Origin of the sequence: Verrucomicrobium sp. BvORR034, assembly GCF_000739635.1 — a bacterium.
In the GTDB taxonomy this organism is placed as follows: Bacteria; Verrucomicrobiota; Verrucomicrobiia; order Verrucomicrobiales; family Verrucomicrobiaceae; genus Verrucomicrobium.
Genome location: NZ_BATQ01000163.1, coordinates 110779 through 126450, shown reverse-complemented (window position 1 = coordinate 126450; position 15672 = coordinate 110779). Strand labels below are relative to the sequence as shown.

Genomic DNA, 15672 nt, shown 5'->3' with positions numbered 1-15672 from the left:
TCCACCGAGGAGATGGAGACCGGTGACACACCCAGTGCCAGCCGGTTGTCATCAGAGCCCAGGATGGCCACATCCGTGGGAATGCGCAGACCCATGGCGCGGACGGCGTGCATCACCTCGATGGCAAAGCGATCATCCTCAGCCATGATGGCCAGTGGCTTGGGCAATGCACGAATGCGCCGGGCCAGCCACTCCCGTCGATCCTCCCTGGGCACACGGGTGAAAGCATCCAGATTGGGATGATCCCCCATGAAATCCAGCACCGTCACCTGCTTGCCGGCCGCTTTCAATGTCTCCACAAAGCCGTTGCGAATCGCCAGCACGTCCGGTCCCACACCTCGTTGATAAAAGGCAAAGTGTGGCTGCCCCAGAGTAAGGAGATGCTTCGCACCCAGACGCCCGGCGCTTTCGTAGTCGGCGGAGACCAGGGGGATGTGGCTGGACGCCTCCTCCATCTCCGGGGTGGGGGCGATCAGCATTCGCACCATCGGACAGTCATACGGCTTCAACCACTCCAGCGTTTCTGGCCGGGTGATGGTGGTCAGGATGCCGTCGCACTTCGCCGTAGGTGGACGCGTCAGCACCGGGAAATTGGAAACATCCAGCTCCCAGTCATTTTCACGAACCCACTGGACGATGCCGTCGTGGAGCGAGGCGTCGTAGAAGCTCAGCGCCATGAAGATCACGGGCTTGTGCTTGAGGGTCCGACCGCGGGGGACGGTGCCTAGGGCCGTGCGCGGCCGTGAGCCAGCGACGGGTGCCGAATCTTCTGCGCGTTCTCGGAACGTCATTGCGTGATTTGCGAATCAGGAGTTGTGCCATGGGGCACAGAAAAAGCAGTCAGGGAGGGGCTGTTCCGCCCTTGTGCGGGAAGAATTGTCACGCACTGAGTGCCGTTCCTGTCATGGCGTCAGGGAAGGGGAATTGCGCAATATGAGAATAGGGAGGGGTGAAAAATAACGGGAAAACTGGCGGAACATGAGGCAGAGTCCTAGCGCTCATGAGATGCGATGCTGGAACTGAAGGTGAAAGGGAGCTCGGGTCTGGGCGATCAGACGACCCGTTTGGCTCCATACCTGCTGATGTCCGGCCATCCCGAAGTGGGGCGTGTTTGACGATGAAATTTTTCGCTTTGGGTGCAGGCAGGAGGCGGCAGGGCGTCGCGCTGGTGCTGGTTTTGAGCGTCGTAGCACTGCTGATGCTGCTCGTGACCGGCTTTCTTATGATGGTCCACTCGGAGACCCGGGCGAGTGGTGCCTATGCCAAGGGGGAAGAGACCCGGTTGCTTGCGGAAATGCCGCTGAACATCGCCATCGCTCAAGTGCGCAAGGCGACTGAAAACAACGGGACCGAGTACACCTGGGCCTCTCAGCCGGGGATGATTCGGCGATTCGGTCAGACGCTGGATTCCGCCACCCAACGTTCCCGGCTGGACCGCGCCTACAAGCTATACAGCGCGGACGCCATGGAGGTGGGGCCAGACGCATCCGGCCTTTCTCCGCTCGTGGATGCGACGAAGGAATTGCCGGCAGACTGGCATGCCCGTCCCGCGCTCTTCACGGATCTCAACTCACCCGTTTACACCCAGCGAGACGCCCAGGGTCTGCCTGCTGACCCCGTTTACCCCATTGTGGATCCCCGTACGTTTGAGGCGGGCGTGAATCCCGCCCATCTCACGGCGACGGTGGACGGTGTGGTATTGGTGAAAAACGGGAGTGGGCTGGAACGGCTGTCCACAGCCACGGGAGCGCTTGCCAATCCTCTCCCAATGCCTGTGCGCTGGCTCTATGTCCTGCAGAACGGGGCCATCCTGGCCGGGGAGGATGACGGGGGCGGCAAGGTGCGGCTTACTGGTGCCTCCTCCGCGAACACCGTGGTGGGCCGCATCGCCTTCTGGACAGATGATGAGACCTGCAAGGTGAACATCAACACTGCGTCCGAGGGGATGTACTGGGATGTTCCTCGAACCAGCGGCTGGGTGGACGGCGACCTCTTTGCCAACCGGCAGCCGGTGCGCAATGAGTTCAACCGCTATCCGGGGCATCCCGCCACGACCTGTCTCAGTGCGGTGCTGGATCCCTGGATCGGCCTGGGTTACATCAACCAGACCCGGCTGCCCAACTACTTCATCCCGCAGAGCGGAAACAAGAAGGAAGCGGGAAACTACGCTGACCTGAAACCGAAGCTGGAGACCTATCTCAAACTGAGCCCCCGGATAGTGCTGGGGCCGACGGAGGGCGGGCTGAACACGGTGAACATCTGGCAGAACAACACCCAGGTGGCCCTGCCAGCTGTACCCACACCAGACCGTGACCGCCTGTATGCCAGTGTGGATGAGCTTGCTTTTCAGGCCTCCCGCGTGGCCCAACCGGCGGACAGCCCCTTTACACGAGATACTCTGGACCGCGTGCGCTTTCTCCTCACCGCGTACAGCCGGGCACCTGAGGTGAACTTGTTCAACAAGCCGCGCATTGCCCTGTGGCCGGTGCAGCAGGATGGCGCTGACCGCAACGTGCTGGACAAGCTCATCGCCTTCTGTGCCCAGACGGGGACCTCAGGGGGTGGCAATCAACGGCCCTATTATTTCCAGCGCCTTTCCGTTCATCAGAAAGGCCAGTCTGATCCGTCGAAGGGGCACGGTAGTGCACTCAGTCCGTCCCAGGACTGGAGCATCGAGCGCAACCGTGAGCTGTATGCCTATCTGCAAGCCCTAACCTCGCATCCCATCCCGGGATTTGGCGGGAGCTTCACGGACAAGTACGAGGAAGCCAACTCGCGCCGGGACCAGATCTTGACGGAGATGGTGGATCATATCCGGTCTGGGCTGAACACCTACTCGGTGCAGGTGCCCAGTGGCGGGCCGGGTAGTGAGACCACCTACTGCTATGCTCCGCCGCGTGCCTTTCCCGGGTATCCGACTCTGGCTGCTGGCGAGTCACAAGTGGTGCCGCTGCGGGTCGGGGCATCCACCAAGGGCTTCGGCCGCTGCATCACCGTGACAGAGGCGGCCCTGGTCTTCTATCCAACCTCAACGATTGCGGGTGCGACTGATAAGACTAAGGCGGTGCCCGACATTAAATACAGCGTGCCCGGCAGTGCCGACCGCTGGGGTTTCGCTGCCAAGGAAATGAAGGCCTTCCTCCTGCTTGAGTTCTTCAATCCCATGGTGGGGAACCCTTCCACCAGCCCGTTTCTGGCGATCGATGTGAAGTCGGGGGTGAAGGTGAACGGGCAATCCCTGGCCTTCCCGGTGAATGCATCGAACCCGCAAATGGGAGATGTGTCCCGGGTCGTCTTGAAGACGGCAATCGGGACGGGCCCTGGCGCAGGGCACAATACTGCGCATTCGGCGATGTTTCAGCCCTTCTTCCAGGGCCCCTATGGCAGCGTGCGGCGGGATCTGGCCAGCAGCCATCCTGACACGGGATTTGCCTGGCACAGCGCCACGCCGCTCACCGTGCCAGCCCCCTCCGGCACCACGGTGCCCACCATGACCCTCGATGGCGGTCCCCTGGAGATCAGCATCCGGACGCCGGATGGGAGCGAGGAAATACAGCGGGTGCAGATCTCGTTCGACTCCGCACCGTCGATCCCGGCACCCTATGCCTACATCAACGAGACCAACTATGCCGGACTCACCGTTGCGGCCAACAAAGCCACTTCCCAGCACTATGTGGATGTGCGGGAGCTGAATCTGAGCAACCGAATCGCTGGGTGGCCCAACGACTACTTCGCCTGGCTCATTCGCCCGGGGGACTGCGCGCGCTCGATGGAGGCCGCCTATGATGCCCGGCCCAAGGGAGACTTCAGGCTCTATGCCGCCAGGACGGAGGTGCCGGCTGCATGGTTTCGCCGGAGCGGCACCTACAGCATGAACAGTGGGGCCGTGGTGTGGACGGATGCTTACCGCAATGCGTCGGCCCGGTTCGCCCATGGCCTGCGACACTCCTCGGACTGGCAGTATTGGGGACACTTCTGCTCGGCCAATTCGGCAGAGTGGAACATGTATCTGGTGGGAGGCGGTGGCTCCGGGACGCTCGCCACGCATCCCTACTATCGCAACTCCTCCTACTTCATCGCGGGCAGTCTGGTTAAAGGCATTGGTGGTGGGCCGATCGACAATTCGGACCAGGTAACCTACTTCCGCGATGCCCCGCCTGTGACGGCACGAGGGGTGGACTACGCGGCGCGGGTGGACGGCATGCCCGGCGACTGGGACAATGGACTGGGCAACGTGGAAGACGGTCCCTATGTGAACAAGCCGGACGAAGACGCCGCCAACCTCACCGCCGGCTACTCCAACGACGCCGGCGGGTACTATGGACGTGCGGGCTCCAGCCATGATTCGGCCAGTGGAGATCGAGGGATCAACTATGCCCCCAACCGTCAGACGGCGTCGGCCGTTCAATTCGGCTCACTGCCCACGGGAGTGGTGCCCGGAAACGCGGCCCTGGACCGGCCTTGGGAGACATTGCTCTTCTGCCCAAATCCCGCGGGACGAACGAGCGCCTCCAGCAATCGGGGGCTGAACACGGATCACATCGGGTTCGCCACACCGCCTGATCACCTGCTGCTCGACTTCTTCTGGATGCCTGTGGTGGAGCCGTATCCCATCAGCGAGCCGTTTTCCACGGCGGGCAAGATCAACATGAACTACGACATCTTTCCCTTCCGCTACATCAAGCGGCGCACGGGATTGCATGCGGTTATGAAACGGACGGGCATGGCCGCGATCCCCAGCAGTGCTGCCTCCTACGACCAGCCGCCCAAACCCGTGGGCTGGCCCTGGTTTAACAAGACCTCCAACTACAAGGGAGGAAGGGACCATGCCCCGTATCAATCCCGCTACGACATCAATCTGAGCGCCGTGGACGGCACGCTGGCGGCCTTTGAGCGTCGCTTTGGGGCTCAAGGGGATGTCTTCCGCTCGGCGTCGGAAATCTGCAGTGTGTTCCTCATTCCCCAGATGTGCCCGAACCCTTACATCCCGTATCCACCGGAGGCCACCAGTCGCACGCATCTGATGAATGCGGACCGCATCATGGAGTGGTGGAATGGTGATCCGGCCCGGGCTGATGCCTTCGAGCTCACGGGAGACAACACCCGCGAGGCTCCCTACGGCCAGATCTATCCCCGCCTCACCACCAAGTCGAATGTGTACCAGGTGCACTACAAGGTGCAGTTGCTCGGCAAGGTGCGCAGCACTGACCCCGCAGTATGGGAGGAGGGCCGTGATGTCGTCACAGGTGAGCAGCAGGGGGCGGCAATTTTTGAGCGGTACCTGGATCCGGCGGACCGCAACATGCCGGATCTGGCCAGCTCGGCGGGATTTGGGGATTCGAAATATTCTGTTGATTCCTATTACCGATACCGGGTGGTGAGCCAGCGCCGCTTCGTTCCGTAGTCTGGCAGGTCGATGCCCACTGCGACTCCCGGCCGGGAGCCTGCGGCGGGGGCTGGATCTTTTGCGCGTTGTAGGAACTTCATTGCGTGAATTGCGAATCAAGACTGATGCCATTTGGTGCGGAGAAGGCGTACAACCGGGCTGAGTACCACCCTTCAAGGTGAAGAATTAAGTCAAATTTCGATGATTCCTGATTCTGTATCAGGGGGGCAGATCTACTCAGCGTGGGGACAGGAAACTGTGGGAGTGGATCCGAATTTGTGTGGGACCTGAGGCAGAATCTTAGCACTCGAAGGATGCAATGAAGACGAAGCGCATGAAGCATCGACCCTGGCCCGAGGCAGAGGCCCTTCGGGCAGGCGTCTTGGCTGCCAAAGTGTTGCCATCCCACACCAGGGAGCATGCACGATGCGACCGTCGAGGCATCGCGCTGGTGCTGGTTTTGAGCGTTGTGGCCCTGCTGGTGTTGCTGGTGACGGGCTTTCTGATGATGGTGCGCACGGAAACGCGGGCTGGTGGCGCCTATGCAAAGGGGGAGGAGACCCGGCTGCTGGCCCAGATGCCGTTGAATCTGGTCATCGCCCAAGTGCGCAAGGGTACGGAGAACAACGGCACCCAGTACACCTGGACTTCACAGCCGGGGATGATCCGCCGCTTTGGCCAGGACCTCGACGCCGGAACCCAGCGCTCGCGTCTGGACCGTGCTTTCAAGCTCTATAGTGCAGCCTCCATGGAGGTCGTGGCAGGCGGCACCGGGATCTCGCCGGAGGTGGACCCCGCCAAGGAGTTGCCGGAAGACTGGCATGCGCGCCCGGCCTTGTTCACCGATCTCAATGCCCCGGTCTATACCGAGCGGGACGCTGCGGGACTGCCGACCAACCCTGTTTACCCGATCGTCGATCCCCGGACCTTTGATGCCGCCGTCAATCCCGCCAATCCTGATGCATCGGTGGAAGGCGTGGAGCTGATCAAAAACGGGACAGGCCTGGAGCGGCTGCCCCTGGCCTCCGGAACTCGGAGGAACCCCCTCCCCATGCCGGTCCGCTGGCTGTATGTCCTGCAAAACGGAGCCGTCCTGGCCGGGGAGGATGAGGGCACTGGAAAGGTGCGGCTCACCGGGGCCACGGCGGACAACGGGGTGGTGGGGCGCATCGCCTTCTGGGCGGATGATGAGAGCTGCAAAGTCAACATCAACACGGCGTCCGAGGGGATGTACTGGGATGTACCTCGAACCACCGGCTGGGTGGATGCCGACCTGTTTGCCAACCGGCAGCCGGTGCGCAACGAGTTCAACCGTTATCCCGGCCACCCGGCGACCACGTGCCTGAGCGCGGTGCTGGATCCGTGGATTGGGCTGGGGTACATCAACCAGACCCGCATGCCCAACTACTTCATCCCGCAGAGTGGGAACAAGAAGGAACCAGGAAACTATGCGGCTCTGAAAGCCGGTCTGGAGACCTACCTGCGTCTGAGTCCCCGGATTGTGCAGGGGCCCACGGAGGGCGGGCTGAACACTGTCAACATCTGGCAGAATGGTACCCAGGTGGCGCTGCCGACGGTGCCAACACCAGACCGCGACCGTCTGTATGCCAGCGTGGATGAGTTGGTCTTCCAGGCCTCCCGGGCAACTCAGCCGGCGACGAATCCGCTCAACAATGAGGCGCTGAATCGGGTGCGCTTTCTTCTCACCGCCCACAGCCGGGCTCCGGAGGTGAACCTTTTCAACAAACCCAGAATCGCCCTTTGGCCGGTGCAAAAGGATCTGGCGGACCGGAACATACTGGACAAGCTCATTGGATTCTGTTCCCAAACTGGGACGGCCCAGGGTGGCAATCTGCATCCTTTTTACTTCCAGCGCCTGTCGACGCATCAGAAGAGCCAGTCCGATTCGTCGAGGGGGCACGGCAGCGCTCTCAGCACGACCCAGGACTGGACTATCTCCCGGAACAAGGAGCTTTACGCCTATCTACAGGCGTTGACCTCCCACGCGATCCCGGGATTCGGCGGCAAGTTCACGGACAAATACGAGGAGGCTGGCGGCCGGCGGGACCAGATCCTCACGGAAATGGTCGATCACATTCGCTCCGGGCTGAACACCTATGCGGTGCAGGTTCCCAGTGGTGGGCCGGGCAGTGAAACCACGTACTGTTACGCGCCGCCGAGGGCGTTCCCCGGATATCCCGTGCTCGCAGCGGGAGAATCCCAAGTGGTGCCATTGCGGGTGGGTGCCAAGACCAAGGGGTTCGGTCGCTGCATCACGGTCACAGAGGCCGCCCTGGTCTTCTATCCCACCGCCACCATCGCTGGCGCCACAGACAGCAAACCGGGGGTTCCAGACGTGAAAGTCAGTGTGCCGGGAGGCACTGACCGATGGGCCTTTGCCGCGAGTGAGATGAAGGCATTTCTGGTGCTGGAGTTCTTCACTCCCATGATCGGCAATCCATCCACCAGTCCGTATCTGGCGGTGGACGTGAAGTGCGACGTGAAGGTGAATGGCCAGTCTCTGGCGTTCCCGGCCAACGCCAGCAACCCGGAACTGGGGAGTGTCTCGCGGGTGGTCTTGAAGACCGCCATCGGGAGCGGTCCGGGCACTGGGCACAACACGGCGCATTCCGCGATGTTCCAGCCCTTCTTCCAGGGAGCCTCTGGAGGCACAAGAAGGGATCTGACCAAGAGTGATCCCCACATCGGTTTCGCCTGGCACAGTGCCACGCCGCTGACTGTGCCCGATCCTGCCAACAACCTCCTGCGCAACATGCCTTTGCAAGGGGGGGCTCTGGAAATCAGCATCCGGACGCCTGACGGGATCGAGGAAATTCAGCGCATTCACATGTCCTTTGACTCGGCTCCCGCGATCCCTGCGCCATACGCCTATATCGAGGGGGAGAAATACGGAACGCCGGTGGTAACCGGAGGGAAGGTGACGTCCTCCCACCTCGTCGATGCGCGGGAGCTCAAGCTGGAAAAACGTCTGGCGGAAGCCCCCAACAACTACTATGCCTGGCTGATCCGGCCGGGGGACTGCGTCCGGTCCATGGAGGCGGCGTACAACGCCCGGCCAGGAGGGGACTTCCGTCTCTACTCCGCCAGGACGGAGGTGCCTGCCGCGTGGTTCCGGCGGAGCGGCAGCTACACCGTGAGCAATGGCACGGTGACCTGGGCGGACGACTACCGGAGCCGCGAGGCGCGATTTGCCCATGGGCTGCGGCATTCCTCAGACTGGCAGTGGTACGGCCACTTCTGCACGTTGAATTCGGCAGAGCCGGCCCTGGCCGCGCTCGGCGGCAGTCCTGCGGGCACGGTGGCCACGAATCCGTTTTTTCGCATTTCCTCGTACCGTCTTGGCGGGAGTCTGGTCAAGGGCCTTGGCGGTGCTCCCCTGGATGGCAATGACCAGTTTCTGATGTACCGGGATTCTGCGCCGGTGGTGGCACGCGGGGTGGACTACGCCGCCCGGATAGACGGCAAAGCGGGCGATTGGGACAATGGATTTGGAAACGTCGAGGATGGTCCCTATGTCAACAAGCCGGATGAAGACGCGGCCAACCTCACGGTGGGCTACTCCAATGACGCCGGCGGCTACTATGGCCGCGCCACCTCGTCCCACAGTTCAGCCAGCGGGGATCGAGGAATCAATTTTGCGCCCAACCGCCAGACGGCATCGGCCGTGCAGTTTGGTTCCCTTCCCTCCGGCGTGGTGCCGGACAATCCTGATCTGGACCGGCCTTGGGAGACGCTGCTGTTCTGCCCCAATCCTGCCGGTCGTTCCAGTGCCTCGTCCAACCGGGGGCTGGCGTCTGACCACACGGGCTTTGCCACGCCTCCAGACCATCTGCTGCTGGACTTCTTCTGGATGCCTGTGGTGGAGCCCTACCCCATCAGTGAGCCGTTTTCCACGGCGGGGAAGATCAACATGAACTACGACATTTTCCCGTTTCGCTACATCAAGCGCCGCACTGGCCTGCATGCGGTGATGAAGCGCACGGGGATGGCCGCCCTGCCCGGCAGCGGTGGTTCCTATGACCAACCTGCCAAGCCAAGTGGCTGGCCGTGGTTCAACAAGGCTTCCAACTACAAAGGCGGCCGGGACCAGGCGCCGTTCCAGTCCCGCTATGACATCAACCTGAGCGCCGTGGATGGGACGCTGGCGGCCTTTGAGCGGCGTTTTGGCGTGCAGGGCGACGTCTTCCGTTCAGCCTCGGAGATCTGCAGTGTGTTCCTCATCCCGAAGATGTGTCCGGACCCCTACATTCCCTATCCTCCAGAGGCCACTGATCGCACCGCCTTGATGAATACGGACAAGATCATGGAATGGTGGACGGGTGACCCTGCCAAGGTGGACGCGTTTGAGCTTACCGGGGACAACACGCGGGAGGCGCCGTACGGCCAGATCTACCCGCGGCTCACCACGAAGTCGAATGTGTACCAGGTGCACTACCAGGTGCAGCTTCTGAAGAAAGCTCGCAGCACCGGGCCTGATGTCTGGGATGAGGCGCTGGATCTCGTGGCAGGTGAGCAACGGGGGGCGGCGATCTTTGAACGATACCTCGACCCCGGAGATCGCGAAATGCCGGACCTGGCCAGCCCGGCGGGATTTGGGAAGCCGGAGTTCAATGTTGATTCCTATTACCGATACCGCGTGGTGAGCCAGCGTCGGTTTGCACCGTAGCCTTGCCGGGGCGAAGGTTGTTCGACGTGCGTGATTCGGGAATGCGAGTGCGCTCAATGCGAAGCGCCAGGTGCACGGCGGGGCACGCTAGTAGCGTTCATCCGGTCCGTCGTGATGCTCCATTCCGCATTCCAACTTGAGCCAAAGCATGCTCGGTCCTGCTCCTGCATTCAAGGCAGGATGAGCACTTGCGTTGCGCAAGCTGGCAACTGACCCCCTTCACCACGACGCCCCCCAGCATGAAGAAATCCCTTAGTCGCGACTTCGTTTTCCGGTATGCAGGAAGATGTTTCCAGTTTGCGGGAATAGTGACCGCCTTGCTTCTTACCTTTGATCCCGCCACCCCGCTAAATGCTGCGACCTACACCTGGCAGACCGGTGGCGCGACCAACAACTGGAGTACGACGGGCGATGCCAACTGGTTCGTGGACAGCGGGACGGTGCTTTCTTCCTGGGTCAACGGGAATGCCGCGGTGTTTAACAACACGACGGACACGAGCATCACGGTGACCGGCGTGGTTGCTCCCACGTCCATCACGTTTGGCGCCACCTGGGCCAACAACCTGACACTCACCGGAGGAACGATCGCCTTTGGATCCCTGTTGGGCATCATCGACTCCTCCGCGGTGGGGGCCACGAACTCGACGGTGATGACGATCGGCAGCAACTTGACGGGCACTGGCGGGCTAAGCATCAACGCCCACGGGAACCTCACTGCCAGTGGAGGGGGCAACAGCGCCCGTCTGGTACTTAGCGGTGACAACAGTGGACTTTCTGGGGGAATCGCCATCACGGGTGGCCTGGTCGAGGTCACCTCAGTGAATTCACTGGGAAGCAATGCTGTCACCCTGACCAATGGCGGAGGGATTTTGCACACGGTTAGTGGTGCACTCACGCTTGCAAACAACGTTGTCGTCGGTTCAACCGGCGGCACGATTCGCAACTACGGCTCCAGCACCCTCACCCTCTCCGGGACATTGAGCGGGAGCGGGGCTTTGAATCATACGGACGGCGGCCGGCTGATCCTGACAGGCAATCTGGCTGGCTATACGGGCACTCTCAGTAACCTGGCGGGCAATCTGGTCATAGAAACCAACAGCTCGTTGAAAGGGGCGGTGGTCGTCAGTGCGGGAACCTTGTCTGTGGGAAACAATGGCAATCTGGGGTCGCTCAAGGACGCCACCTCCATCACCATCAACGGGACCTCCAGCCTCTATATCCGCCGCACTGACGTGACGAGCGCATCCGCAATCCTGCCGACGAGCATCACCTTCGGTGCCGCAGGATCGATTCTCGAGTACAACCCAACCGACGCCGCGGCCGTTTTGAATCTCGATCTGGACATTGGATCGAGCACGACACTGGGGACCTTCAGAGTTTCAGGTGGAACCGTCAACATGCTAAACGGCACGGATGTGGTGGTGAATTCCGTGATCATGGGGCTTCAATCGGCCACCAACCGGGGCACCCTCAATATCGGGGCGGGCTCATCGTTGAGCACCTTGTTCTTTAACATCGGCGCGACTTCCAACAACTCCGGCACCGTCAATCAAACTGGGGGACTCGTGACCGTTTTGAGTGGCAGCAGCGGCTTCAGGGTGGGGCATTGGTCCAATGGCAGCAATCCGGGGAGCGCGTACAATCTTTCGGGGGGCGTGCTGGACGCCACCGCACTTTCCGCGAACTCAGGATCGGACCGGTTCATCAACGTGGGATGGGATGGCCTTGGCACCATGACTGTGGGCGGTGGAACCGGAACCGCGACGTTGAAGGCGTTCGGAATTCAACTGGACATCCGTTCACCCGACGCCGCATCGGTGAACACCCTGACGGTTCTGAACAATGGGGTGGTGGAGGTCGGCGCAGGAGGCACTGCGGCAGGCAATGTTACGGATGTCATTTACCTGTCTGGAGGCAGCATGAAAGCGACGGCTGCCTCGACTTGGGCTGCCACCATGTCAACAGTCGCAGACACCGTTTCCACGGTGGATACCAATGGGTTTCAAGTGACCGTATCAACGTCCATTGACGGGGCTGGTCGCATTCAAGTGTCAGACTCTGCTGGTGGCGGGGTGTTGACCTTTAGCGCTGCGTCGGGCACCCAGACCATTGCAGCTGGACTCACTGGCACCGGTGCGGTTTCCAAAACTGGGGCTGGCACGACGGTGTTCTCTGGCACTGGGACTTACTCTGGCACGATCTCCCACACTGCCGGCACCCTGCTTGTGACGGGGAACCATCAGTCGGCCGCCATCAATGTTTCAGATGGGGCGGTGTTCGGTGGAGAGGGTTCAATTGGAAGCCTTGTGATGGGCAGCGTTGCCGGGACAGTGTTTCAGATCAATCCGGTCACCGGAGGAGCATTGAGCGTGACGGGCAATGTGGCGTTTAATGGCACCGTTTCCCTGGAATTTGCCGTCCCTGCCACCGTTGTGGGGCAGCCGATCAAGTTGTTTGCCTACGGTGGAACCTTGACCGGACTGGGTAATCTGACCTTTGCTGGGCAGCAGAACTATCGTTCCTTCAGTCTTGTGGATACTTTGGGCACGGTCACGATGGATCTCGGCACCAAGACCCTTCTTTGGAATGGAACCAGTGGTGGCCAATGGCAGGTGGGCGGCGGAGTCAACCGGTGGAACGCCTCCCAGGCTGATGCCTTCTATTGGGGGGATGTCGTCACCTTTGATGAAACGGGGACCACCACCGACATCGTGCTGACCGGCGAACTGCGCCCTGCTTCTGTGGTCATCAATTCCAGCTCCAAGAACTACACCTTCACCGGGGGCACGGGGAACTTCATCTCCGGCATCACCACGGTTCTCAAGTCGGGCACTTCAACGGCAACCTTCACGGGTCCAAACACCTATACAGGCGGCACATTGATCCGCCAGGGACGGGTGGTGGCCCGCAGTGCGACCGCTCTTGGTGCAGGGACGGTGACCTTGGGTGATGGCTCGACCACCGCTGGTGCCCTCGAGCTTTTCATCGATCCCATGGGAGCCGGCTCCAATATTACGTTCGCGAACGCGATCAACATTGGTCCAGTGACTGCCGGAACCACGGCCGTGATAGGCACCCTGGGTTCTACCGTCAATGTAGTGACGCGGTCGGGAGCCTTCAGCGGCTCCATCACCCTGAACGATGACGTCATCCTCCGTTCAGGTGCCCACGACAGCACCACGTTCTCCGGTGCCATCACCGGGGCAGCGGGACTCACCATCACGGTGGAAAACGGCCTGATCCAACCCGCCAACGTGACCAGCACCCTGGTTGGGAAAGGGCAGGCGGGCAATCGTGTCATCCTGAGTGGGGACGCCAACGGATTCGTCGGCAACTGGGTGATCAAAAGTGGCACGTCAGACAACTACACCCTGCTTCAAATCAACAGCGGGAACCGGATCAACGACAGCTCCAATGTGCACATTGAGGAGTTTGCCGTTCTGCGCTTGAACGCGGCGGAATCCATCAACGCCCTCACGGGGAACGGTCGGGTGCGAGGCGCTGTTTCCTCCCGCACCCTGACTGTGGGGGCGGGCAATGGTTCCGGGACCTTCTCGGGAGTGCTGGAGAATGACACCTTTGACGCCGGTACGCTGGCCCTGACCAAGAGCGGAACGGGGACGCAAATTCTCACTGGCGTGAACACGTACACCGGGATCACCACCGTGACGGGCGGCGCTCTGGAGGTGAGCGTCCTGGCCAATGGTGGAGTCGCAAGTTCCATCGGTATGTCAGGAAGTGCAGCCACGAACCTTGTGCTCAATGGCGGGGTGCTGCGTTATGCAGGCAGTGCCAGTATTGCCATTGATCGTCTTTTCACGGTCGGCACCGCAGGAGGAGGGATTGAATCCTCAGGTGCGGGAACGCTCACGCTTTCCGCCCTGGATGCGATCACCCTGTCCGGGACAGATACAGCCCGGACCTTCACCCTTGGGGGGAGCAATACAGGAGCCAACACCTTCGCCGGGATCATTGGAAACAACGGGACCGGAGTCACATCCCTGAGCAAGACGGGTGCCGGAACATGGGTGCTGACTGGTGCCAATGTGTACACGGGCACGGTCACTGTCAGTGGCGGCACCCTGGCGGTTGGGGATGGCGGCACCACCGGCGCCTTGGGTGGAACCAATGCCATCACCGTGTCGGCGGGAGGGACGCTGGTTTACAATCGTTCCGATCTTGTCACGCTGGACCGGGCGTTTGCCACCGGGAGTTCGGGCACCCTGATCAAGAACGGGGCGGGCAACATGACCATCTCCGCCTTCACCCTGTTGCCGACCAGTTTCATCGTCAACAGCGGCGTCGTCACTGTGAACGGAGGCAGCTTTGGGGGCAATCGTCTGGAGGGGAACGGCACGATCACGATTAACGCCGGGGGCAGTCTGGTTCTGGCCTCCACTCATGCTTTGGGAGGCAGCAACGGCGGGATGTCAGACTCCGTTGTGGTCAATGGCGGCCTGCTCACAATCAATGAGGAGCAGTACTTCAACAACCTGACGCTTCAGAACGGCGGCAATGTGAATGGGATAGACGAGGTTCGAGCCTCCAACGCCACCAACTGGCAGGTCACAGGAAGCAGCGCGACCGCGTCGGTGATCAGCACGCTTGTCAGCCATGTGGCGGCTGCCAACTGGACGGTACAGGATATCACGGGAAACTCGGATGCTGACCTTGTCATCAGCGGGCGGATCACCAGTTCGGGATCGCTGAATAAAGGCGGCGCCGGCACGATGGAGCTTAGCAATGATGCCAACAGCTACAGCGGTGGCACCAACATCAACGCGGGTACGCTCCTGGTGAATACGCTCACCGGCAGCGCCACCGGCACGGGTCAGGTCACCATCGCAGCGGGAGCCACCCTTGCCGGGCGTGGCGCAGTCAACACTACGAATGCGAACATCACCATCAATGGCATCCTGAGCATTGGAAACAACGGCGACGACCTGTTCACCTCGGATCTCAATCTCCATCTCGGCACCGGTACGGGGGCGGTGATTTTCAATGGTGTGCTGGTCTTCGACATCTTTGGCCAGGAAGACGACACGCTGGGAAGTGCACACGGGCAGCTCTATGGAGATGTGCTGAAGTTCAATGCCACCGGCTCTGTCCAGCTCGGCGGCACGCTCAAGGTGAATGATGCTACATCTGATGCCTTGAACTGGAACGAGGGAGATTCCTGGCAGTTGATTGACTGGACCAATGTGGCGATCAGCGGCATCACTGGAAGCTTCAGCAACTTTGAGCTTCCCACCCTGGCAGAAGGCCTCAAGTGGGACACCAGCCTGCTCGCGGAAACGGGTGTCATTTCCGTGACTGTGGTCCCCGAACCGGGGCGGATGGTCTTGCTTTCTCTGGCTTGTGGACTGGCCCTGGTCCGCAGAAAACGAAAAGTAAATACACCAGCGGGAAGCGTCGCAAGTCGCGGATGATCAACGTGTAACAGGTGGTCTAATGCATCATTTGAGAATGATCTTTCGCACTTCGGGAATCCAGACATCTCGCCACATGACGGCATTTTGTTGTTCAATTCTACGTGACGCTGGCTTCGCGGAATCGGGAAAGCTGGTTCGTCAGCCTAGTGACAGAGCATCCCGCGTGA

At 61.0% G+C, this 15672-nt stretch carries 4 protein-coding genes; 3 read left to right on the top strand and 1 reads right to left on the bottom strand.

The annotated features are described in order from the left end of the window. Positions 1–791 (bottom strand): substrate-binding domain-containing protein (locus BV034_RS28570; protein ID WP_265593574.1); only part of this gene is annotated, 791 nt, incomplete at its 3' end. A gap of 326 nt (positions 792–1117) precedes the next feature. Between BV034_RS28570 and vccA (BV034_RS28565) the strand changes: the two genes are divergently transcribed. From vccA (BV034_RS28565) to BV034_RS28555, 3 genes are all read left to right on the top strand, one after another. Beyond that, complete coding sequence (vccA, locus tag BV034_RS28565; RefSeq protein ID WP_050030358.1) at positions 1118–5404, top strand: Verru_Chthon cassette protein A; 4287 nt, start codon at positions 1118–1120, stop codon at positions 5402–5404. A gap of 316 nt (positions 5405–5720) precedes the next feature. Continuing rightward, positions 5721–10073 carry a Verru_Chthon cassette protein A gene (vccA, locus tag BV034_RS28560; protein WP_265593573.1) on the top strand — a complete coding sequence of 1451 codons (4353 nt, stop codon included), beginning with the start codon at positions 5721–5723 and terminating at the stop codon, positions 10071–10073. A gap of 239 nt (positions 10074–10312) precedes the next feature. Beyond that, complete coding sequence (locus BV034_RS28555) at positions 10313–15502, top strand: autotransporter-associated beta strand repeat-containing protein (protein ID WP_081888180.1); 5190 nt, start codon at positions 10313–10315, stop codon at positions 15500–15502. Positions 15503–15672 lie beyond the last annotated feature (170 nt).

What these genes read in the sequence shown, in the direction of transcription:
- vccA (WP_265593573.1), top strand. Translation starts at nt 5,721, where the DNA reads ATGAAGCATCGACCCTGGCCCGAGGCAGAGGCCCTTCGGGCAGGCGTC.
- vccA (WP_050030358.1), top strand. Translation starts at nt 1,118, where the DNA reads ATGAAATTTTTCGCTTTGGGTGCAGGCAGGAGGCGGCAGGGCGTCGCG.
- BV034_RS28555 (WP_081888180.1), top strand. Translation starts at nt 10,313, where the DNA reads ATGAAGAAATCCCTTAGTCGCGACTTCGTTTTCCGGTATGCAGGAAGA.